We start from the raw sequence: 21,019 nt of genomic DNA, 5'->3' as shown, positions 1-21,019 counted from the left end.
TTCAAATGGATCGACTGGGTGCCATGCAGGTCTTCGTCAGGACCGTGGAGCTCGGCTCCATGTCCGCGGCGGCGGCCGAGCTCGACCTGTCATCTCAGTTGGCTGGCCGGCAGGTGCGGGCGCTGGAGAGCAGCTTGGGCATCAAGCTGCTGAACCGCACCACCCGGCGACAAAGCCTGACCGATGGCGGACGACTTTTCTATGAGCGGGCAAAGAACATCCTGGCCGAAATGGAAGCGGCACAAGCGCAGATCGACGAGTCCAGAGCGCTTCCCAGCGGACGTCTGCGCATCAGTGCGCCCATCACCTTTGGAAGCAGGGCGCTGGCGCCTCGACTGGCGGAGTTCATGAGCCGATTTCCGGACGTGTCGGTGGAACTCAGCCTCACGAATCGAACCGTGGATCTCGTGGATGAGGGCTTCGACGTCGCTTTTCGGACCGGCGATCTGCCCGACAGTGGATTGATGGCCAAGCGCCTGGCGCCTCATCAACTGGTCTTGTGTGCTTCGCCCGCATATCTGAAGAAGCGGGGCCATCCCCGGACGCCGGAGGACCTCCGCAGGCACGAGTGCCTGGTGTTCGCGCACACCTCCTTGCGAACCCAGTGGTCCTTCGAAGGCCCTGAAGGCGTGGTCAGGGTTCCCATCACGGGCAAGTTCCTGACGGACAGCGGTGAGGCCCTTCGCGCCGCGGCAGTGGCAGGCGTCGGCGTCATCCTGCAGCCCACCGAACTGCTGGCCGAGGACATCCAATCCGGTCTGCTGACCAGGATCCTCAAGAAGTACCAACCGATCCCGCGGCCGCTGCACGTCCTTTACGCGCCCGACCGCCGAATGACGCCAAAGCTTCGCTCGTTCCTGGACTTCGCGTCTGACACGTTTGGATAAGCGGCAGAGCGCATCCTGTGTAGCCCAGCGTCCGGCCGGCTCGGGATTGCCACGGGATCCACGGCGCCTCCGCGAGCGATACGATCCGCGCCAGCCATGAAATTCCTCCTCTTCCTGATCGCCTGTCTGCTGGTGCCGGCCGTTTTGACCATCGCGCATCAAGCGTGGCTGTTGCGGCAGGAGCTCCGTGCCCCGGTGCAAACAGGTGGAACGGCGGTGGAGTGCCGCGCCAGCCCGCTTTATGGATTCCTCGGCGGCGCGTGGACCATGTTCTTCGGCGGCATCCTCTGGTCCTTGCATCGGTCGTCGCCGACGGGGCTGGGCGAGGGGGAGGCGTTGTTTGGCGCACTGGCGGCACTGGCGGTGCTGCTCATCTGGCTGTACCTCATCACCAAGGTCACCGCCAACGAACTGGGTGTGCGCCAGCGCGGCATCCTCGGCTGGTGGCGATCCGCCGCCTGGACGCAGATCGTCAAGGTGGATCACACCTCCCAGCCGCGCGGATGGTTTCGGCTGCACACCGCCAGCGGGCGCGTGATCCGGGTGGACCCCGGCCTGACGAACATGCCGCAACTGTCGACCATGATCCTGGCCCACACGCTCGTGCACATCATTGAGCCCGACACGCTCGAAATCCTGAGACGGAGCGCGCTGGGCGAGAAGATCGGCAACGAACAGCTCAACCAGCGGCTCTATGTGCGGTCGGCTCCGATGCTGCGTCTTGCTGGCGGGCTGGCGTTCGTCGGCTTGGTGTGCGGCGTTGCAGGCTGGTACGGCTTCGCGCACGAGGACCAGGCGCTGAGATGGGCAAGCCTTTCGGTCATTCAAGGCGTGCGCCAGGCAGCGATGTCGCTGGGGCTGACCTTCATCCTCTGGAGCTTGTGCTTTGCCGCGGGTGCCGCCGTGATGGCCATCAAGCGCGCGCGGCAGCGCAGGCGCGATGCCGCCGCCAGTCCCGCCGCCAGTCCCGGCGGCACGGCGCAGATTCAGTAGCGCGGGATTCGCTCCGGCTCAAGCCGGCGGCGGCGCGGGATTGCGCGACGGGTATTCGGCGATCTGCAATTGCGCGTCCGCCCCCTGCGTGCGTCCTACCTTGATGACGACGTTGATCCCGTCGACGGCCGAAGACCTGCCGCGCTCGAAGAGGTTCATCGTCGAGCGCCGCCACGTGGACGGCTCGTTCAGCAGCTGATCGCGGTCGGCCTTCACCGACTGGGCCATCGCGTCGTTGCCGGTCACGCTGGCGACGTCCTTGAGCATGTACAGCGTCTCGAAGTGCCCCGAGGCCTGCGGCATCATCGTGTCGTGGATGTTGTAGTGCGCGAAGTTGCTGGTCTGCAGCGCCTGGGCCTGCTCGAGGAAGCGGTCGAGGTCGCGGTGGGCGAGGTCCCGACCCTGGGTCTGCTTCTGCTCCTCGGTCCAGCCGCTCAGCGTTTCCAGGTAGCGCTGGATCCACTGCTCGCGATTGAGCTCGACCTCGGCCATCAAGGGCTGCGGTGAGTTGTAGAAGCGGTCGTGGTCCGCATCGATGGTGCCGGCGAAGTCGAGCACCGTCACCGACACCTTCTCATAGGACTGGCCGAATTCGCGGGTGCCGGAAAGGAGCATCGGCCCCTTCACGCCGGTGATCCCGGTGGATTCCGGCGGCGCCGCCGAGGGAGACGGCGCTGGCGCCGGCGTTGATGCCGGCGCTGGTGCTGAATGCGCGGGATGCGGCGGACGCGGATAGTTGTTCGGGTCGCCCACGTTGGCCGTGAGGCTGGCCGTGGCGCGGAACTTGTGATTCGCGATCGACACCTGTTCATTGAGCACGCGCACGTTGCCCGAATGGTCCGCATAGAGCTGCTGCTGCCGCTCGGTCGACAGCTGCACCGAGGCATTCGGCCCGAAGGTGGCATTGCGGCGGCCCGGGCGCGGGTCACCCACGCTGAGGCCGGCGGACGCCGACAACTCCAGCACGCTGCTCGAGGTGTCCTGCGTCATGTCGGAAATGATCAGCTTCCCGTTGCGCGCCAGCAGGGCGGCGACCGCGTCGTCGAAGGGCTGTCCGCGTTCGTCCCGCAGCGTGTCCCATTGGGCGAGGTCGCGCACCACGTTCTTCAGGTGCTCGATCATCTCGGGCAGCCGCCCTGGCTCGCGACGGATGCGCATGATGGCGCCATCGACCTGCGTGCTGTTGTAGCCGCCCTTCAGGCCACCGGAGAGGCGCAAGCCCAGCACGTCCTCGGCGAGCTTGAAGGTCGGGCCCGCGCTCAGCCCCACCTCGCCCCCGGTCTGCCGGATCGAGCCGGCGGTGATCTGCAGGCCCTGCATGGGATGGAAGATGTCGATGAAGGCTTCGCGCTTGACCTGGGCGCTCGCCACGGGCGTGATCAGCGGATGGCCCGCCGCCGGCGTTGAGATCGACATGTTCGACAGCAAGCCCGCTCCGATGACGCCACCGTCGCTGGCGCGCAGCCGGGTGCGCAGGTCCCAGCTGTCGAGCTTGGCGCACAGATCGTCGACGAAGCGCTGTCGAGCATCGGTCGCCGGAGACAGCAAGCGATGGGCCGCCGACAGGCCTTCATTCGCCCGGGCCACCAACGCGGCCGTCTGCGCCTCGTCCTGCGTCGCGGGCTGCGGGGATCGGGCCGAGACGGCCTGCAGCATGGAGGCCGCGCGCATCGCCATGGCGAGCAGCGACCCGGCGGGGGGCACGGGCACCGGCGCGCCCTGCAGGGCCTCGCGAGCCTGCGCCCGGATCGATGCCATCTCGGCGCCGGTCGGCGTGTGCGTCGGAGGCAGATCGGGGTGCGCCCGCATGAAGGCACCGAGCGCGCGGCCGAGGGCGATCTCGGGCGACGGGGCCTCTCGCCGTGCGAAGGCCTGGTCGATGAGCTGGCCACCGGCCTGCTCCAGCGCATGGGCGGCGGCGACCAGGTGCTCGCGCACCTGCACCGACGGCGTGCGCACGCCGACGGAAGCCCCCACCGTGTCGAGCCGCTCCAGCACGCCGGCACGCAGCGGCGTCTTCTTGCCCAGCGGATTCAGGGTGGGCGGGTCCAGCTCCTGTCGCTGGCGCGTGGTACCCCGCTCGAGGTCCGCCGCGGACGCGCCGCCCAGGCCGAGCATCTGCTGGACCCGGCTCGCCATTCCAGCCTCGGGCGCCTGCGCCCGGTCGATCCATTGCGTGACCATCTTGGTCAAGCGCTTGTTGACGCGGCCGTAGTGCGAGTCCGATGCATTGGAGACGAAGCCCATGCGCACCGCGCGCAGTGCCGCCAGATCGCGCTGGCTGATCAACGCGTCCGCGCCCGATTCGGCGCTGGCCATGGCCGCGCGTTTGGCGCCTTCGAGCCACGCTCGCACGGGTTCCGAGGATTCCTGGCGCTGTGCAAGATCGGCGCGCCAGAAGGCTCGCACATCGAGCGACTGCGGCGCCACCTCCGCGATCGTGGCCTGGTCGCGCGCCGCGAGCATCAGGACCTCGGTGCCGCGGTGCACGCCGCTCATCTGGCGGAACAGCGCCTGCACGTCGGCCTCGGCCTGCGCAGCCCCATCGTTCCCGGCGGTCGCCATCCAGCTCAAGGTGGGCGCGCCCATCAATGCCCGCAGCGCGTCGGCACCGCGCGCGGCGTCGCCGCCCGTCACATGCGCCAGCATGCGGGACGTGGCCTCGACCATCGACGACCGCGACATCGCCTCCTTCAGCGGCTGATTGGGCAACCGATGCGCCAGCGCCCTCAGCTGGGCGGTGAGCGCGGGGGTGGGCTCGGTGGCCATGAAGCCAGGCGGATGCGCCTGCATCAACGCCACCAGGCGATGTTCGGCCGCATTCAGTGCCGCGTCGTGATACTCCTGGATCTGCTGCGCGCCTTCGACCGCCGCCTGCATCGGCGGCCGCTGACGTTTCACCTCCTCGAGCGTCGGTCGGTGCCCAGGCCCGGCCGCACCGAGCTGTTGGTCGATGCGATCGAGCTCGCCGACGGCGAAGTCCAGCCGCACTCGCGTCGCCGTGTGCATGCGGGCTGCCGCTCCCAGATTGCGCAGCTGCGCCGAGGACAGCACCGCATCGAGATCGGCGGCCGCCGCGCGCAGCGTGTGGTGTGTGTCTCCTCCCGGTGCGGCCCGGTGCTCGCGCGCTGCGGCATCGAAGGCGTTCTTCGCGGCATCCACCCGTTCGCTGAAACCGGGGTCGACCGGCGCGCGCACCACCTCCGCCGCGCGGCTGTGGTGGACCGGGTGCATGCCACCACTCGACTGATGCGCCCCCAGCGGCACCGGGGTGCCGTTCTTCTCGCCGGTGAGAAAGCTGGACATCGGCGCCGGAAAGGCCGAAGGGATCAGCCCCGCCGGCGAATGAGCGGCCACGCGACGACGCAACTTCGAGCTGCCTGGCCGGTCCATGTTCGACGGCGCATCGGCCATGGCCCGTCCTGACACCTTCAGCACCTCGGCCTGATCGGGCTCGCGCTGCGCGCGTGAGCGCAGGGGATGGTCGGCATCGCCCAGCAGCTTCGGGGCCGCGGGCTGCTCGGGGTGTTCCCGCGTGCGCTCGGTGCCCGGCACGACGAGGGTGGCGCTCAGCGGGCGCGCGTTGAGCCATTCAGGCATGGGTGCTCCTTGACGGAGCAACAGTAGGCGGCTTGCCTGCTTGACGCCGAGCGGCAGCGAAGGCGAGGCGCCTATTGCGAAGTGGGCTGATTCATCCTGCCGCGGAGCGCTGGCGGGAGGTTGGGGCAGCGGGCCGTCGGGCGGCTACATGGCTCAGGCTGGACTCAGTCTTGAGGACCCGACTGAGTGACCGTCGCTTCCGCGGCGTCAGCCTGACCCAGTGAGCCGAGCGCTCGGCGCAGACCGCTCGCGCTCGGCTTGTCCACGAAGACGCATTGCTTGTTGTGCCGCTTGCAATGGTCCTTCACGCGCCAGTACGCGTCGTGGCTGATGCAGCCGGTCTGGCAGATCACCAGGTCCGCGGCCGCGAGGCTCGCGTCGAGCTTGGACACCGCGTCCTCCTCTCCGCCGTCGTGATGCAGGAAACGGCCGCCGGTGCGCTCGATCAATTGGCGGTAGATCGGCACCACCGCGGGCCGTCCGCCGACGCACAGCACCGAGCGCTCATCCAGCGACGGCAGCATCGACGTCGAGGCGTCGTGCGCTTCCTGGATCGGGTGCTGGAACTGCCGCTCCGCCAGCGCGAGCGCCTGCTGCAGCTCGTCCGCGCGCCGTTGTTCGCGCTCGGCCTGCTGGCGGGCGGTCAGCAGCGCTCGCTCCAGCTGATGGATGCGCTCCTGCTGCGTCTGCAGGTGCTTGGCCTGTTCGTGCCGATGCCGCAGTCCCGGGATGCTGTCCTCGAGCTGCTGCAGCTCCTCGCGCAGCCCCGCTGCCAGGGTGTCGCGCGCCATCAGCTCGCCGCGCAGGCGCAGGCATTCGGCCTGCGAGGCTTCGAGCTCGCGTGCCCGCTCGGCCAGCAGGCGCGTGCTGCGGGACTGGGCCTGCGCCAGCTCGCGCGTGAGGACCGCGTGCTCGTCCTGCAGTTCGTCGAGCCGCTGCAGGTCCGCGCGATTCGCGGCACCGACCTGGTGCTGGAGCATGTGGATGTCGCGCAGGATCTGCTCCTGCAGCGCGGCGTCGCAGCGCGCATGCGTCAGCGCACCCCACAGCGCGCCACCGACATCGTTGCCCTGCTGCGCGGCATGCCACCAGCGCGTCAGCGCCTCCGCGGTCTTGTGCTGCGACGACTGCCGCAGCGCGATCGCGAAGCGCTGGTCCAGCTCCTTCTGCAGCATCTCCGACACCGGCCCGCGCCGCGCGCACTCGTTGATCGCGCCGCAGTGCATCTCGTAGTCGTTGCTCAGGGCCTGACCGCCGAGCAGCTTGCCCAGCTTGCGGCGCAGCACCGGCATCGGCAGGCACACGCCGATCACCGGGCACAGGGCCTGCGACGGCAGTTCCCACAGGCGTCGACGGCGCGAGCCGCGCGGCACCGGCGTGTCCTCGGCATTCGGCGCCGCGGTCGACGCGGGAGCCTCGCCGCGTGCCAGCGCCTGCGCGAGCGGAAGCCCCGCCACCGCGGCGGGCACGGCCTCGCCTTCCTGCATGAAGACGCCGGCGCCAGTCACCGGGCCGCGGGTCGCCATCGGCAACGGGGCGTCGCCCGGCGCCCCGCCGAGGCCGGCGTCGGCGCGGGCCAGCAGGCTCAACAACGAAGGGGAAGTGGACTTGTCGCACATGGCGAGGACTCCTTACTGCAAGGGGGCGGCCTGGAGCGCGAAGCGCACCGGGTATTCGATCCAGCTCGCCAGGCGTTGGTCGCCGCGGCGGGCCGGGGTGTACGGGCAGGACTCGGCGACGCGACGCGCCGCTTCGTCGAGCAGGCGCCAGCCGCTGCCGCCAGCGATGACGACCTCGGCCGCGCGCCCCTCGGGATCGACCTTCACGCGCAGTCGGACCAGGCCCTGGATGCCGCGATCGCGCAGCAGTGCTGGGTAGTGGCGGGCCGTCTGGCGCTCGCTGCACAAGCGGTGATCGGCGGGCAGCGTGGCGGGGAGGTCGGTGGCAGTCGGTGAGGGTGGCTGCACCACGGCGGGCAGCGGCGCCACGGCCGTGGTCGTTGTCGCCGCCGCGGCTTGGCGCGCGGGCATGGCGTTCGTGTCGACAGCGACCGTGGCGCCAGCGGCAGGGGCGGTGGCCGTGCTGGTGGCGCTGCTGGCGCCGGTGTTGGTCACGCCGCTGGCCACAGGGGTGTCCAAGTGCGATGAGGCTGGCGGAGAGAGCGGGGGAGTCGCGGCGATCTCGACGAGGGGCGGCGGCAGGTCGGGAACCGGCGGTGCATCGAGCGCGGAGCGCGGCAAGGCGATCGGCGACATCGTGGTCGCCGATGGCGCCATCGCGGCGGCGGCGGACGTCGTGGTGAACGGCAGCAGCCGCGCGCTGATGCCCGTCGGCGCCATCGAGACCGGCGCGGAGCGCTGCGGTGCGAAGGCGCTGGCGAGCGCGAGCAGCATCGCCGCGTGGACCGCAGCGGTCATCGCCCAGCCGCTCCAGCGCGGCGCGAGTCCGTGCAGGCGCAGTGCGGGCGCGGTCACGCGCGCGCTCCCGTCAGGTGGCCCAGCAGCGGCAGGATCGCGAGCCCATGGTCGTCGGCCAGCAGGCGCAGCCGCGTGTCGTAGAGCTGCTCCAGCAGCGGCAGCGTCGACGGCAGCGCGTCGCAGTCGGCCAGCATGCGGCCAGCCTTCAGCAGCCAGAGCCGGTCGAAATGGTTCAGCGCCAGGTTGAGGTCGTGCAGCACCGCGACCAGCGCATGGCCGCGCGCCGCGGCGAAGTCGGACATCGCGGCCATCAGCGCGACGCTCAGGCCGGGGTCGAGCGCGGCGACCGGCTCGTCGACGAGCAGCAGCCCGTCGCGCGCATCCCAGGCCTGCGCGAAGACGCGCGCCAGCTGCACGCGCGCCTGCTCGCCGCCGGACAAGGTGTCGAAGCGGCGGCCGTGCAGGTGCTCGGCCTGGGCGTGCGCCAGGGCCTCGCGCACGATCCGGTCCTGGTGGCCATCGCCCTGGCGCGCCACGCGACCCAGGGCGACGACCAGCTCGACCGGCAGCCCGAACGCGACGCCATGCTGCTGCGGCAGCACCGCGCGACGTCGCGCAAGGTCGCTCGAGGACCACGTGGCCAGCGGCCGTCCGTCGAAATGCAGCAGGCCGGCCGAGGGACGCAGTTCCCGCGCGATCAGGCGCAGCAGCGTCGACTTGCCGGCGCCGCTCGGACCGAGGATCGCGATGCGCTCGCCGGGCTCGACGTGCACCGTCACCGGCCCGATCGCCGTGCCGCCGAGCGTCACGCGCACGTCCTGCAAAGTCAGCAGCGAGGCCATCACGCGCTCCCCATGCGACGCACCGCGCCGCGCAGCAGGACCAGGAACCACGGTGCGCCGATGAGCGCGCTGAACACGCCCACCGGGATCTCCGCCGGCACCGCGAGCGTGCGCGCGAAGCTGTCCGCGACCACCAGCAGCAAGGCGCCGGCCAGCATGGCGTTGGGCAGCACCCGGCGCTGGTCCGCGCCGACGAGCTGACGCGCCAGATGAGGCGCCATCAGGCCGATGAAGCCGATGCTCCCGCACCAGGCCACCGCGAGCGCCGACAGCAGCGCGACCATGCCGATGCATTGCCAGCGCAGCCGCTCGACGTCGATGCCGACATGCGCGGCCGCGGCCTCGCCGAGCGCGAGGGCATTCAGCCGCGGGGCGACGCGCAGCGCGAGCGCGCCCAGCACCAGCAGCGCGCCGCCCATCACGGCGGCCATGATCCAGTTCGCGCCGGCCAGCGATCCCAGCGTCCAGAAGTTGATCGCGCGCAGCTGCTCGTCGTTGGCGATGAAGCTGCACAGGCCGACGATCGCGAAGGTCATCGCCTGCAGCGCCAGCCCGCACAGCAGCAGCGCCGCGATCGACCCCGGCGCCAGCCAGCGCGACAGCCGGTCCAGCGCGAAGCACACCGCCAGCGCGCCGCAGAAGCCCACCAGCGGCAGCAACCACAGGCGCACCTCGGCCGGCAGCGCGGCGTGCAGGCCGGCGAAGACGGTGAGCGTCAGGGCGACGGCCGCCGCCGCGCCGCTCGTGACGCCGAGCAGGCTGGGCTCGGCCATCGGATTGCGGAACAGCGCCTGGCTCAGCGCGCCGGCCAGGCCGAGCGCCGCGCCGACCGCCAGCGTGAGGCCCAGGCGCGGCAGTCGCAGCTGCCACAGCACGTGCGCGCCGCCGGTCTTGGGCGCGTCGCTCCACGGACCGTTCAGCCAGTCGGCGGCCGAGATCGGAACCGCGCCGAACTGCACCGCCGCGAGGACCGCCAGCACCAGCGTGAGCGCGAGCAGCACCGGTCGCGACCAGGCGCGGCGGACCGGCGCCACGGCGACCGGCGACGGCAGGGCGGATCCGACGGTGCTCATCGCGTCGTCCGTCGATCGGTGCTCACGCCGGCTGGCCCGTGCCCGTCGGCGCATGCAGGCCCCGCGCCAAGGCCGCCAGCGCCTGAGGCGCGCGCGGTCCGAAGCCGAGCAGCGCCATCGTCTCGAGGACGAGGACGCGTCGATGCTGGCCCGCCGGGGTCTGTGTCAGTCCAGGCAGCTTCAGCAGGCCGTCGACACCACCGCTGGCCTCCACGCCTTGCGTGGTCGCCAGGATCACGTCCGGCGCGGCCGCGATGGCCGCCTCGGGCGAAAGCATCTTGTAGCCCTGCGTGTCGCCGAGCGCGTTGACCGCACCGGCGTAGCCGATCATGGCGTCCGCGGCCGTCGCGGCGCCGGCGATGCGCGCCTGGTTGGCCGCGTTCGACAGCACGAAGAGCACGCGCGGCGGGCGGTGTCCGGCGGCGAGCTGGGTGACCTGCGCGCGGCTGGCCGTCCACTCGGCCTGCAGCTGCTGGGACAGCGCCGCCGCCTGTTGCGGGCGACCCAGCAAGTCGCCCAGGCGCCGGGTGCGATCGAGCACGCCGTCGAAGCGGTGCTCCGCGCGCAGCACGTGCAGCGGCACCTGGGCCGCCTCCAGCTGGCGCAGCACCGCGGGAGGGCCGGCCTCCTCGGTCGCGACGATCATCGTCGGGGCCAGCGACAGCAGCCCCTCGGCCGCGAGCGTGCGCGCATAGCCGACATTGGGCAGCTTCGTCGCCGCCGCCGGATACAGCGAGGTGCTGTCGACGCCGACGAGCTCGGCCTGCGCGCCCAGCGCGTAGATCAGCTCGGTCAGCGCGCCGCCGACGCTGATGACGCGCCGCGGCGCGGCCAGCGCCGGACCGCTGATCGTCAGCAGCGCCGCGGCCGGCGCCAACGAGAGCAGGTCGCGGCGGCTCAGCATGGCACCGCCTCCGGCGCGCCCTCGACCAGGCTCTCCAGGAGATTGCGCCAGTCGCAGCGCTCGGCCTGTCCCGGCTTGCGTTCGCCGAACAGCATCGCGATGGTGCGGCCCTCGACATCGAACAGCTCCAGCGAGCACACCAGACCGTCCACCGTCGGCTTGCGCACCAGCCAGGCCGCGGCGATGTGGTCCTCGCGCAGGTGCAGGTTGAAGCCCGGGTCCAGCACGTTGATCCACGGTCCCATCATCGCGACCTTGTGCACCGGGCCGCTGTGGATCTGGATCATCCCGGGGTTGCCGACGAAGACCATGAGCGAGACGCCTTCCTGCGCCGCGCGGCTGAGCAGCTCCTGCGCGCTGGACGGCGCCACCGGCTGGGCGAAGCGCGGCTCCGCCAGGCGCAGTGCCTGCGTGCGGCTCAGGCCGTGGCGCCGGAGCAGGCCGAAGAAATCGTGGGTGTCGCGCAGCGAGGCCCATTCCGCGCGGAAGGCGGCGACGTCGACGCGGGCATCGGGCGTCGGCGTCGGTTCCCGCCAGGCCTCGCCGGGCTCGAAGCCGGGCTGTTGATCCTCGGCCAGGAAGCGCGCGACAAGCGCCTCGTAGGCGGCCAGGTCGCTCTCGGGCTTCATGAAGACCTTGTGGATCGCCTGCCCCGCCGCGTCGAAGAACTGCAGGCTGCGTTGCACCGCGCCGTCGGACAGACGCTCCGCCACCGCGAAGCCGTGGCGCCAGTGGCTGTAGAACACGCGCAGGTCGATCGCGCCGCCCAGCACCAGGCCGACCAGGCGCTGCGGCCCCTGCGCGCTGACCTCGCGATAGACGCCGACCTTCTCGTGCACGCAGGACTCGTTGCGGGTGAGCGCCATGACGGGGCCCAGCGGCTCGAGCGCGGCGACGAGGTCCTGCCAGTCGGCGCGCAGCCGGCGCGCGCGCAGCGGGGACTCGTCCTCGGCGAACGAGCCGGCGTGGGCCGCGAGCAGCTCGCCTTCGGAAATGCTCAAGGCGCTGGCGATGTCGCGGTGGCGGGCCTTGCGCTCATGGCGCGCCGTGGCGAAGGCCTGGCGCAGGGCGGTGAAGCTGGCATGCATGGGAGGAACTCCTGATCAGAAATCGGCGCGCAGCGACACCTGCACGGCGCGGCCCGGGGCGGTGAAGGCGTCGACGACGGCCAGCCCGGCCGCGTTGCCGGCCGCGCCCTGGACGTCGCTCCAGCGCCAGTACTTCTTGTCGAAAAGGTTGGTCACGTAGGCGGCCAGCGTCCAGGTCGGCGAGAGGCGATAGCTGCCGCCCGCGTCGACGACGTCGTACTTCGACGGCGCGTACTGGGTCGTGCGCGGCGCCACGTAGATGTCGGACGGCCTCTTGCCCGAGCTGTGGACCCAGCTGGCATTGGCCGTCCACGGGCCCGATTCGTAGCGCACGCCGAGTTGGCCGCGCAGCGGCTGGACGCTGTTGAGCGGGCGTCGCTCGCCATTGAAGTCGCTGTGGCCGCGCGACTTCGCCACGGCGGCGTTGAGGCTCAGCCCCGGGCGCAGGTCCCAGACCGCGCGCGCCTCGACGCCCTTGATGCGCGCCCGCGCGAGGTTGACGTACTGGAAGATCGCCGGGTCGGCCGGCGTCAGCGAGCCGCTGACCTGCTCCTGCGAGATGAAGTCGCGGTAGCGGTTGTCGTAGGTGCTCAGCTGCCAGCGCAGGACCTGCTCGAAGCGCCCGCGCAGGCCGAGCTCCCAGCTGGTCGAGTGCTCGGCCTTCAGGCCGGGATTGGCGATGGAGCGGTAGCCCTGCACCGGGTTTTCGAATCCGCTGTTGACCTGGTCCGGCGCCGGCGCGCGGAAGCCCTGCGCCCACTGCACGTACGGCTGCAGCGCCGGCAGTGCGCGCCAGATCACGCCGACGCGCGGCGTCACCGCGTGGTCGCTGAGCGGGGCTGCGTTGCCGCTGTAGCCGGCCGACTTCGGCTTGAGCTTGTAATGCTCCAGGCGCAGCGCCGGAATCACGCTGAAGTCGCCCGCCTCGATCTCGTCCTGCACGAAGGCGCCGGCCAGCGTGTAGGTCGTGTCGGGGAAGGGCTTGCTGGGGGAGGTCTCGCCTGCGGGCGGCACGGTGCCATCGCGCACGCCCTCGATCGTGTTGCGGCTCACGTCGACGCCGTAGCTCAGCCGCTGGCTGGCGAGCTGCGTCTGCGCCTGCGCGCTCAGGCCGACCAGGCGCTCCTTGTAGGTGCCCAGCCGGGTGCGGTCGGCGGCGCCGTTGCGGTCCTCGAAGGAGAACTGCCGCGTCTCGCTGTCCTGCATGTACAGGTGGGTGGTCGCCTGCTGCAGCCAGGTCGCGTTGAGGTCTTCGTAGCGGTGTTCGATCGAGGCGCGGGTGCGCTCCGACCGGTCGCGCGCGGTGAGGCCAAGCACCGCCGTGGCCGGCAGCGTGCCGCTGGCCGGCGGCGCGGTGATGGCGCTGAGCACCTCGGTGTCGACCTTGCGCTCGCGATGTTCCAGCGTGCCGCTCAGCCGGTGGTTCGCGTTGACGCGATAACCGACCTTGGCCATCACGCTGTTGCTGTCGACGTCGGCGGGATTGGGCCGGGTCCGGTTGGCGTTGCGCGCGTCGTTGTCGCCTTCGTTCTTCGTCTCGTGGCCGCGGCGGACGGTGGCCTGCACCAGGCTGCTCCAGTCGCCGCCGCCGAAGGCGACCGCGGCGCTCGCCTGCCGGGAGTTGTCGACGCTCGCCGCGCCCAGGCGCGCGAAGCCGGCGAAGGTCTTGCCATTCACCAGCAGGTCCTCCGGCGACAGGGTGCGCAGGCTCAGCGCGCCGGCCAGGCCGTCGCTGCCGTAGGAGGTCGAGGTCGGGCCGCGCAGGACCTCGACGCTCGACAGGCTGTTCAGGTCGACGAAGTCGGCCCGGCCGCTCGCGAACGCGCCGAACGCGTAGCCCTGCGGCAGCCGGATGCCGTCGACCATCATCAGCACCCGGTTGCCCTCCAGGCCGCGGATGTTCAGGCCCTCGTTGCCCGGCCGTCCGGTGGATGCGCCGGCGGCGGTGAAGCGCGGCGCCGTCGCCTTGACGTCGAGATCGACTTCCTCGGACAGCAGGTCCTTGAGGTCGCGCGCATCGCGGCGCTCGAGCTGCTTGCGGTTCTTCACCGTGACCGTGTTGGGCACCGCGTCGATCGAGCGTTCGGTGCGGGTCGCGGAGACGGTCAGCTCGCCGAGCGGCTGGGGGGACTCGGCGGTCGGCGGGTTCGTGGAAGCCGGCGTCTGGGCGAAAGCCGGCGGGAAAGCCAGCGGAAATGCCAACGACAGGGCGAGCGCGACGGGCGTCGGGCGCAGGTGCATGGTGTCGAAATCCTTGTAGTTCTTGGATCTCGCACGGGCTGGCGCGGCGCGGGCTGGTGCGGGCGGTCCTCTCGGACGGCCGGTTCGGGACAGGGGAACGGGAACGCGAGCGGCGGGGCGGTCCTCGGCCGGCCGCCGCTCAGCGGGTCACTTGGTCAGGATCAGCTTGCCCAGCGACGTCACGCGCAGGCGGTAGAGCTGGCCGGCGTGCTCGATCTCGACCTCGCGGTCATTGCCCATCAGCGCCTGGCTGCTGATGCGCCGGCGCTGGACCAGCGGAGCCGCTTCACGCGGCGAACCTGCGGCGACCCGGGCGCCATCCAGCGCAACGGCTTGCAGGGCTTCGATCTGGGAGTGGTGATGGGCATTCATGCGAAGCATCTTAATGAGAACCATTCGCAATAGCAACCGAGAATCGCGGCGATGGCTTTTTTCTTGATCGATGGCGACTCGCCGGAGCGAGGAACGTGCTGCGAATACTTCGCATGCAGAGCGGACGGGGCGGGTCTTGTCCCCATTCGTCGTAGGGATGAGGACAATGCGCGCCATTCCGTACGATTTCCAGGAGAAGAACATGAAGGGCGATGCCAAGGTCATCGAGTACTTGAACGCGCAGCTGAAGAACGAACTCACCGCGATCAACCAGTACTTCCTGCATTACCGGATGCTCAAGAGCTGGGGCTTCGAGAAGCTGGCCAAGCACGAGTACGCCGAGTCCATCGAGGAGATGAAGCACGCCGACAAGCTGATGGATCGCATCCTGATGCTGGAAGGCCTGCCGAACCTGCAGGACCTGGGCAAGCTGTACATCGGCGAGAACGCCGTCGAAGTCCAGCATTGCGACCTGAAGATCGAGATGGGCAGCCATCCGCTGCTGAAGGAAGCCATCGCCTATTGCGAGTCCGTGCGCGACTACGTGTCGCGCGAGGTCCTCGAGGAGATCCTGTCCGACACGGAGGAGCACATCGATCATCTGGAAACCCAGATCGAGCTCATCGCCCAGGTCGGCGAGCAGAACTGGCTGCAAAGCCAGATGGGCGACGCCAGCTGAACGCCAGCCACGCCCATCCTGGGGCCCAGCCGTCGCCAGGGACCCCGAAGCCCCGCTTGCCGGGGCTTTTTTTCGTCCGCGCGTCGGCGCAAGGCGGGGTGATGGAGGCGCCGTGTCGCAGTTCACCGACATTGGCCGGACGCCGCGCAGGGGCTCTGTGACCTAATTGAGAGGAATTCGCGTTTGCGTTAGTATCGCGGCCATTCCAGGTTCGTTCCTGTTTCGCCGCCATGATCGTCTGCCTCTGCCACCGAGTTTCCGACCGCGACATCCGCCGCACCGTGGCCGATGGCGTGCACAACTTCGAGGTGCTCCAGGACGAGACCCAGGTGGCGTCGGCCTGCGGCAGCTGCCACGACTGCGCCCGCGAGATCTTCGATGAAGCCCGGCGCGCCTGCGCCGCCGCGCACGGCGTGACCTGCACGAGCAGCGCCCGCGTCATCCCAATCGCCCAGATGGTTGCGGCCTGATCCAGCGTCGGCACGCGGCCTCAGGCCGCTTCCGGTCAGGCGCCGGACAAAGCAAAACCGCAGACCGGTCACCCGGTGCTGCGGTTTCTTTTTTTGGAATCGCCGAGGACGTCGCCAGCGACGTCCTCACGCCATCACCGCTTACTTGGCGGCGGAAGCGCCTTCAGCGGGCTTCTCGGCCTTCTTGTGGGTCTTGTGCGTCGCCTTCTCGCCGGTGGCCTTCTCGCCGGCGGCCTTGTGGTGCTTGGCGGTCTTGTGCTCGGCCTTGGCATCGGAGGCCGGGGCGGTCGTCGCGGCCGGAGCGGCCTGGGTCGCGGGCGCGGCCGGGGTGGTGGTGCCTTGGGCCATCGCGGCGCCGGCGATCAGCAGGGCGGGAATCAGGGCCAGGGTCTTGACGGTCTTGAAGGCTTGCATCTGGTTTACTCCAGCAGGTTGAACAAGGTGAGCGAACAACGACGCCGCATGTGTGTGTGTTGACATGGGTTCGCAGCTTTGCAATGGGTTACGCAATCCGCACGGGTCCTTCACGCGCCAGGTCTTGCGCGCTGTCGGCGGCGACGGCCATCGGGCAAGATGCCCCGCACCCCTACAGGAGACATCCCATGACCGCCCCCGCCCATGCCTTCGACTGGACCCGCGGCTACCCGAGCCAGCGCAGCCCGGTCTTCGCGCGCAACGTCGTGTCGACCTCCCACCCGCTGGCCGCGCAGGCGGGACTGCGCATCCTGGGGCAGGGCGGCAACGCGGTCGACGCGGCGATCGGCACGGCCGCCTGCATGACGCTCGTCGAGCCTTGCAGCAACGGGCTCGGGTCCGACGCCTTCGCCATCGTGTGGGACGGCCGGTCGCTGCAGGGACTGAACGCCTCCGGCATCGCGCCGCAGGCCTGGACCCCCGACTACTTCGACCGCAAGCACGGCGCCGGCAGCGCGATGCCACGCCGTGGTTGGGATGCGGTGACCGTGCCCGGCGCGGTGGCCGGCTGGGTCGCGCTGAGCGAGCGCTACGGCAAGCTGCCCTTCGCCGACCTGATGGCGCCGGCCATCGAGATCGCCGAGCGCGGCTATGCCGTGCCGGTGATCGTGCAAAGCAAGTGGCGCATGGCTTCCGAAGTGGCGGACCTGGTCGCGCAGCCTGGCTTCGCCGAGGCCTTCCTGCCGCGCGGACGGGCGCCCGAGGTGGGCGAGCTGTTCCGCTTCCCCGGCGCGGCGCGCACGCTGCGCCTGATCGCCGCGACCAAGGGCGAGGCCTTCTACCGGGGCGAGGTCGCCGAGGCCACCGCCGCCTTCGCGCGCGAGACCGGCGGGGCGATCACTGCCGCGGACTTCGCGGCCTACGCGCCGCAGTGGGTCGACACCATCTCGATGGACTACGCCGGCCACACGCTGCATGAGATCCCGCCCAACGGGCAGGGCATCGCGGCGCTGATCGCGCTGGGCATCCTGAAGCAGTTCGACATCGGCGCCTTGCCGGTGGACTCGACCGCGTCGCAGCACCTGCAGATCGAGGCGATGAAGCTGGCCTTCGCCGATGTCTACCGCCATGTCGGCGATCCGCGCACGATGAAGGTCCAGGTCGCCGAGCTGCTGGATCCGGGCTACCTGGCCAGCCGCGCGAAGCTCATCGACATGAAGCGCGCGCAGGACTTCCAGGCCGGCAATCCGGTCAAGGGCGGCACCATCTACCTGACCGCCGCGGACGAGAGCGGCATGATGGTCAGCTTCATCCAGAGCAACTACATGGGATTCGGCTCAGGCGTCGTGGTGCCGGGCTACGGGCTGTCGCTGCAGAACCGCGGCCACGGCTTCACCCGCGAGGCCGGACATGCCAACGTCGTCGCGCCGGGCAAGCGGCCGTTCCACACCATCATCCCGGCCTTCCTGATGAAGGACGGCCAGCCGCAGATGAGCTACGGCGTGATGGGCGGCAACATGCAGCCGCAGGGCCACCTGCAGACGCTGGTGCGGATGCTCGACTACCGCCAGCATCCGCAGGCCGCCTGCGACGCGCCGCGCTGGCGCTTCAACGAGGGCCTGTCGATCAACGTCGAGTCCTCGATGGCGCCGCAGACCATCGACGGCCTGCGCGCGCTCGGCCACCAGATCGGCGACATCCACGACAGCTACCAGGACTTCGGCGCCGGGCAGTTCATCTGGCGCCTGGGCGATCCGGCGGTGGAGGGCTACGTCGCCGCGAGCGACCCGCGTCGCGACGGCGCCGCCGCGGGCTGGTGAACGGCGACTCCCGGGCTGGCCGCCAGCGCCCGGGTTCCCCTGTCTTTCCTCACTTGTGGCGGCCGGAAGGGCGCTGATAGCATCGGCGCCTTCTTCCTCCCCGGAAGCTCTCACGCCACGATCCCCGATCGGAGCCGACCCCATGACCAAGCTGCTGGACCGCACCAAACACGACGCCCGGGCGTCGGTGCGCGCGCTTGGGCCATCCGGCTGGGCGCGACGACCGTAGGCGTCACGATGACGCCCGCCGGCCTGCCACGGCCGGTTCCCAGGTCCCTGGCTTTTCGCGACGGCGACGCCCACCGCGTCCCGCTCGCCCGATCCGCGCCCGGCGCACGACGCCCCGCGCGGACCGCATCCGGAGTGTCAACATGCTGCCGATCAAGGCATCCACGTGGGTCGACCGTCTGCTCGACCGCTTCCTCGATCTCCTGCGCCTGCCGTCCGAGGATCTGCTGCGCAACCTCGTCTACCGGCGTCTGTGGACGTCGATCCTGATCAGCTCGCTGGGCGGGCAGATCACGCTGCTGGCGCTGCCGCTGACCGCGGCGGTGCTGCTGCATGCCTCGCCCACGCAGATGGGCGTACTGACCGCGATGGAGCTGGTGCCCTTCGTGCTGTTCTCGCTGCCGGCCGGCGTCTGGCTGGACCGGGTGCGCAAGCTGCCGGTCTACATCGTGGGCGAGCTCACGCTGGCCGTCGCCGTGGGCAGCGTCCCGGTGGCCCACTGGATGGGCTGGCTGGGGATGCCCTGGCTGTACTTCGTCGGCTTCCTGCTCGGCACCGTCTACACGATCGCGGGGAGCGCCTCGCAGATCGTGCTGACGCAGGTGGTGAGCCGCGACCGCCTCGTCGAGGCGCATGCGAAGAACGCGCTGGCTTCCTCCGGCGCCGAGGTCGCGGGCCCCGGCGTCGCGGGCGCGCTGATCAAGCTCGTCGGTGCGCCGCTGGCGCTGGCGGTGGATGCGCTGCTGCTGGTGGCGTCCGCGCTCATCCTGCGCGGGGTGAAGGTCACCGAGACGCTGCACCGCCTGGACGGCGCCGACTTCTGGCGCGACCTGAAGGCCGGCGTCGCCTTCGTCCGCGGCAAGCCCATGCTGGTCGCGCTGGCCTGCGCGGTGGGCGGCTGGCAGATGTTCAACCAGGCCGCGCAGGTGGTGCAGATCCTCTTCGCGACGCGGGTGCTGGGGCTGTCGGCGCAGAGCGTGGGCCTGTCCTACATCGCGCTGGGCGCGGGCACGGTGCTGGCGAGCGCGCTGGGCCATCGCATCAGCGCGCGCTTCGGCCCCGGCCCCAGCCTGATCGGCGGCTTCGCGATGTGCGGCATCGGCTGGGCGGCGCTGTGCGTCGCGCCGGCCAACGCGGTCGGCGTCGCGGCCTTCGCCTTCACGCTGTTCATGTTCGGCGTCGGCGCGGTGCTCATCTTCATCAACTTCCTGTCGCTGAGACAGGCGGTGACGCCCGCGCCGCTGCTTGGCCGGATGACCAGCACCATGCGCTGGCTGATCCTCATCCCCGCCGGTCCCGGCGCGCTGATCGGCGGCTGGCTCGGCGAGCATGTCAGCCTGCGCGCCGCGCTGGCCTTCGCGGGCGTCGGTGCGTTGCTGCTGGCGGTGCTGGCCTGGCAGGTCCGGGCGATCCGCCTGGTGAAGGTGCTGCCCAAGGTCGAGGGCGAGGATCCGCCGCTGGGCGCCGAGGCGATGCCCGGCGTGACGCCGGCCCAGACCGCGGGCACCGCGCAGCTGCAACCCGCCAACGGCAACTGAGGTCCCCATGCGCGTTCAAACCGCCCCCGATCCGCTCCTGGTCGAGGTCCCCGAGCGGATCGACACCGCCCGGCTCGTGCTGCTGTCGTCGCGCGCCGGGCTCGGCCCCGCGCTGAACCGCGCGGTGCTCGAGGCCCAGGAGCATCTGAAGCCCTGGATGCCGTGGGCGCACGAGACGCCCACCGTCGAGCAGTCGGAGGGCGTCGCGCGGCGCATGCAGGCGCAGTTCCTGCAACGCGAGCACCTGGGCTACTACCTGCACGAACGCGGCGCCGACGGGCGGCCCGGGCGCCTGATCGGCGGGGCGGGACTGCATTCGCCGGACTGGCAGGTGCGCCGCTTCGAGCTGGGCTACTGGATCGTGCCCTCGCACACGGGGCGGGGGCTGGTGGTCGAGGTCGTCGCCGCGCTGGTGCGCCTGGGCTTCGAGCAACTGCGGGCGCGCCGCCTGGAGATCCGCACCGACTCGCGCAACGCGGCCAGCCGCGCGGTGGCCGAGCGCTGCGGCTTCACGCTCGAAGGCGTGCTGCGGCGCGATGCGCTCGACGTCGAGGGCCAGCCCTGCGACAGCTGCGTCTACGGCATGACGGACCTCGCCGACCTGCGCCAGCCGGCACGCTGACCGGGCGGTCTGGCGCCGTGGCGTCTTCGCGGAAGGTCAGGCGGTCGGGCTGAAGCGGTCCACCGCGTCGGTGATGATGCCGTCCACGCCGTTGGCGATCAGCCATTGCGCGGCCGCGGCGTCGTTGACGGTGTAGACCAGCGCCTTCATCTCGGCCTCGCGCAGCCGCGTGACCAGCGCCTGGTCCATCAGCGCGTAATGCGTGATCACCGCGCGGCAGCCCAGCGACTGGGCCAACTGCAGCCAGCCGTCGCCGTCGAGCTTGTCGAGCAGCAGCCCGCGCGGCACCTGCGGCGCCGATTCGCGGGCGCCGCGCAGCGCTTCCGGCTGGAAGCTGCTGAACAGCACCGACACCGGCGCCGTCTCCTCCCACAGCCGCAGGACCTCCCGACCGACGATCTCGCCGGTGCGGAACTCGTCGCCGGGCGTGGGCTTGATCTCGATGTTCAGCGCGTGCTGGTTGCGGCGCACGAAGGCCGCGATGCTTTCCAGGCTGGCGGGCGGCTCGCCGGCGAAGGCGCGGCTGTGCCAGCGTCCGGCGTCCAGTCGCGACAGCTCGCTCCAGTTCCGGTCGGCGGCGCGGCCGCGCGCGGTCGTCGTGCGGTCCAGCGTCGCGTCGTGCAGCAGGAAGGGCACGTCGTCGGCGCTCAGCTTCACGTCGCACTCGAAGGCGCAATAACCATGCCGCGCGCCTTCCCGGAACGCGGCCAGCGTGTTCTCGGGCGCCAGCTTGCCGGCCCCCCGGTGGGCCACCCAGAAGGGCAGTGACCAGGGCCAGCTGGGTTCGTCGAGGGCATGCGTCGAGACCGTCATGTCGTTCTCCCTGATCGT

18 protein-coding genes are annotated in these 21,019 nt (G+C 70.8%); 7 read left to right on the top strand and 11 right to left on the bottom strand.

Annotation, left to right across the window (positions count from 1 at the left end):
- Positions 1-5 precede the first annotated feature (5 nt).
- Together FHT38_RS17475 and FHT38_RS17470 are read left to right on the top strand one after the other, a co-directional pair.
- Positions 6-887 carry a LysR family transcriptional regulator gene (locus tag FHT38_RS17475; RefSeq protein ID WP_183492697.1) on the top strand — a complete coding sequence of 294 codons (882 nt, stop codon included), beginning with the start codon at positions 6-8 and terminating at the stop codon, positions 885-887.
- A gap of 96 nt (positions 888-983) precedes the next feature.
- On the top strand, positions 984-1,880 hold the full coding sequence (locus FHT38_RS17470; protein WP_183492696.1) for a hypothetical protein: 897 nt from the start codon (positions 984-986) through the stop codon (positions 1,878-1,880).
- An 18-nt stretch (positions 1,881-1,898) separates the two neighbouring features.
- Here FHT38_RS17470 and FHT38_RS17465 read toward each other — a convergent pair whose 3' ends face one another.
- The 9 genes from FHT38_RS17465 to hemP all read right to left on the bottom strand — a co-directional run bounded on the left by FHT38_RS17465 (position 1,899) and on the right by hemP (position 14,417).
- The gene (locus FHT38_RS17465) at positions 1,899-5,480 is read right to left on the bottom strand and encodes a hypothetical protein (protein WP_183492695.1); all 3,582 of its coding nucleotides are present in this window, start codon (positions 5,478-5,480) and stop codon (positions 1,899-1,901) included.
- A gap of 164 nt (positions 5,481-5,644) precedes the next feature.
- The gene (locus tag FHT38_RS17460; protein ID WP_255488842.1) at positions 5,645-7,099 is read right to left on the bottom strand and encodes a DUF2325 domain-containing protein; all 1,455 of its coding nucleotides are present in this window, start codon (positions 7,097-7,099) and stop codon (positions 5,645-5,647) included.
- A gap of 12 nt (positions 7,100-7,111) precedes the next feature.
- Positions 7,112-7,954: an energy transducer TonB gene (locus FHT38_RS25675; RefSeq protein WP_183492694.1), complete on the bottom strand. Its 843-nt coding sequence runs from the start codon at positions 7,952-7,954 to the stop codon at positions 7,112-7,114.
- Positions 7,951-8,739 carry an ATP-binding cassette domain-containing protein gene (locus FHT38_RS17450; RefSeq protein ID WP_183492693.1) on the bottom strand — a complete coding sequence of 263 codons (789 nt, stop codon included), beginning with the start codon at positions 8,737-8,739 and terminating at the stop codon, positions 7,951-7,953. Before FHT38_RS17450 ends, FHT38_RS25675 begins: the two co-directional genes overlap by 4 nt.
- On the bottom strand, positions 8,739-9,812 hold the full coding sequence (locus tag FHT38_RS17445; protein WP_183492692.1) for an iron ABC transporter permease: 1,074 nt from the start codon (positions 9,810-9,812) through the stop codon (positions 8,739-8,741). The genes FHT38_RS17450 and FHT38_RS17445 overlap by 1 nt, the downstream gene beginning before the upstream one ends.
- Positions 9,813-9,834: 22 nt before the next feature.
- The gene (locus FHT38_RS17440) at positions 9,835-10,716 is read right to left on the bottom strand and encodes a hemin ABC transporter substrate-binding protein (protein ID WP_183492691.1); all 882 of its coding nucleotides are present in this window, start codon (positions 10,714-10,716) and stop codon (positions 9,835-9,837) included.
- Complete coding sequence (locus FHT38_RS17435) at positions 10,710-11,804, bottom strand: hemin-degrading factor (RefSeq protein ID WP_183492690.1); 1,095 nt, start codon at positions 11,802-11,804, stop codon at positions 10,710-10,712. Before FHT38_RS17435 ends, FHT38_RS17440 begins: the two co-directional genes overlap by 7 nt.
- A gap of 15 nt (positions 11,805-11,819) precedes the next feature.
- Entirely contained in the window at positions 11,820-14,045 is a 2,226-nt protein-coding gene (locus FHT38_RS17430; RefSeq protein ID WP_183492689.1) for a TonB-dependent hemoglobin/transferrin/lactoferrin family receptor, read from the bottom strand.
- Between the two features lie 147 nt (positions 14,046-14,192).
- Entirely contained in the window at positions 14,193-14,417 is a 225-nt protein-coding gene (hemP, locus tag FHT38_RS17425) for a hemin uptake protein HemP (protein WP_183492688.1), read from the bottom strand.
- Positions 14,418-14,619: 202 nt separating this feature from the next.
- On the opposite strand from hemP, the gene bfr reads away from it, so the two are divergent.
- Together bfr and FHT38_RS17415 are read left to right on the top strand one after the other, a co-directional pair.
- Positions 14,620-15,096, top strand: a complete 477-nt coding sequence (gene bfr / locus FHT38_RS17420) for a bacterioferritin (protein WP_067068504.1) — start codon at positions 14,620-14,622, stop codon at positions 15,094-15,096.
- Between the two features lie 230 nt (positions 15,097-15,326).
- On the top strand, positions 15,327-15,566 hold the full coding sequence (locus FHT38_RS17415; protein ID WP_183492687.1) for a bacterioferritin-associated ferredoxin: 240 nt from the start codon (positions 15,327-15,329) through the stop codon (positions 15,564-15,566).
- A gap of 141 nt (positions 15,567-15,707) precedes the next feature.
- Here FHT38_RS17415 and FHT38_RS17410 read toward each other — a convergent pair whose 3' ends face one another.
- Positions 15,708-15,980 (bottom strand): hypothetical protein, encoded by a 273-nt coding sequence (locus tag FHT38_RS17410; RefSeq protein WP_091726326.1) that lies wholly within the window; start codon positions 15,978-15,980, stop codon positions 15,708-15,710.
- 188 nt (positions 15,981-16,168) lie between these two features.
- Here FHT38_RS17410 and FHT38_RS17405 point away from each other — a divergent pair, with 188 nt between their 5' ends.
- From FHT38_RS17405 to FHT38_RS17395, 3 genes are all read left to right on the top strand, one after another.
- On the top strand, positions 16,169-17,800 hold the full coding sequence (locus FHT38_RS17405) for a gamma-glutamyltransferase family protein (protein WP_183492686.1): 1,632 nt from the start codon (positions 16,169-16,171) through the stop codon (positions 17,798-17,800).
- 371 nt (positions 17,801-18,171) lie between these two features.
- A complete protein-coding gene (locus tag FHT38_RS17400) occupies positions 18,172-19,566 on the top strand; it encodes an MFS transporter (RefSeq protein WP_183492685.1) in 1,395 nt (464 codons plus the stop codon).
- Positions 19,567-19,573: 7 nt separating this feature from the next.
- Positions 19,574-20,188, top strand: a complete 615-nt coding sequence (locus tag FHT38_RS17395; protein WP_091726312.1) for a GNAT family N-acetyltransferase — start codon at positions 19,574-19,576, stop codon at positions 20,186-20,188.
- Positions 20,189-20,224: 36 nt separating this feature from the next.
- On the opposite strand, the gene ugpQ is transcribed toward FHT38_RS17395, so the two are convergent.
- A complete protein-coding gene (gene ugpQ / locus FHT38_RS17390) occupies positions 20,225-21,001 on the bottom strand; it encodes a glycerophosphodiester phosphodiesterase (RefSeq protein WP_183492684.1) in 777 nt (258 codons plus the stop codon).
- Positions 21,002-21,019 lie beyond the last annotated feature (18 nt).

It is taken from the genome of Mitsuaria sp. BK041 (genome assembly GCF_014193085.1).
In the GTDB taxonomy this organism is placed as follows: Bacteria; Pseudomonadota; Gammaproteobacteria; order Burkholderiales; family Burkholderiaceae_C; genus Roseateles.
Note: the sequence above shows the minus strand (reverse complement) of the source record. Positions and strands in the feature narration are given on the sequence as shown.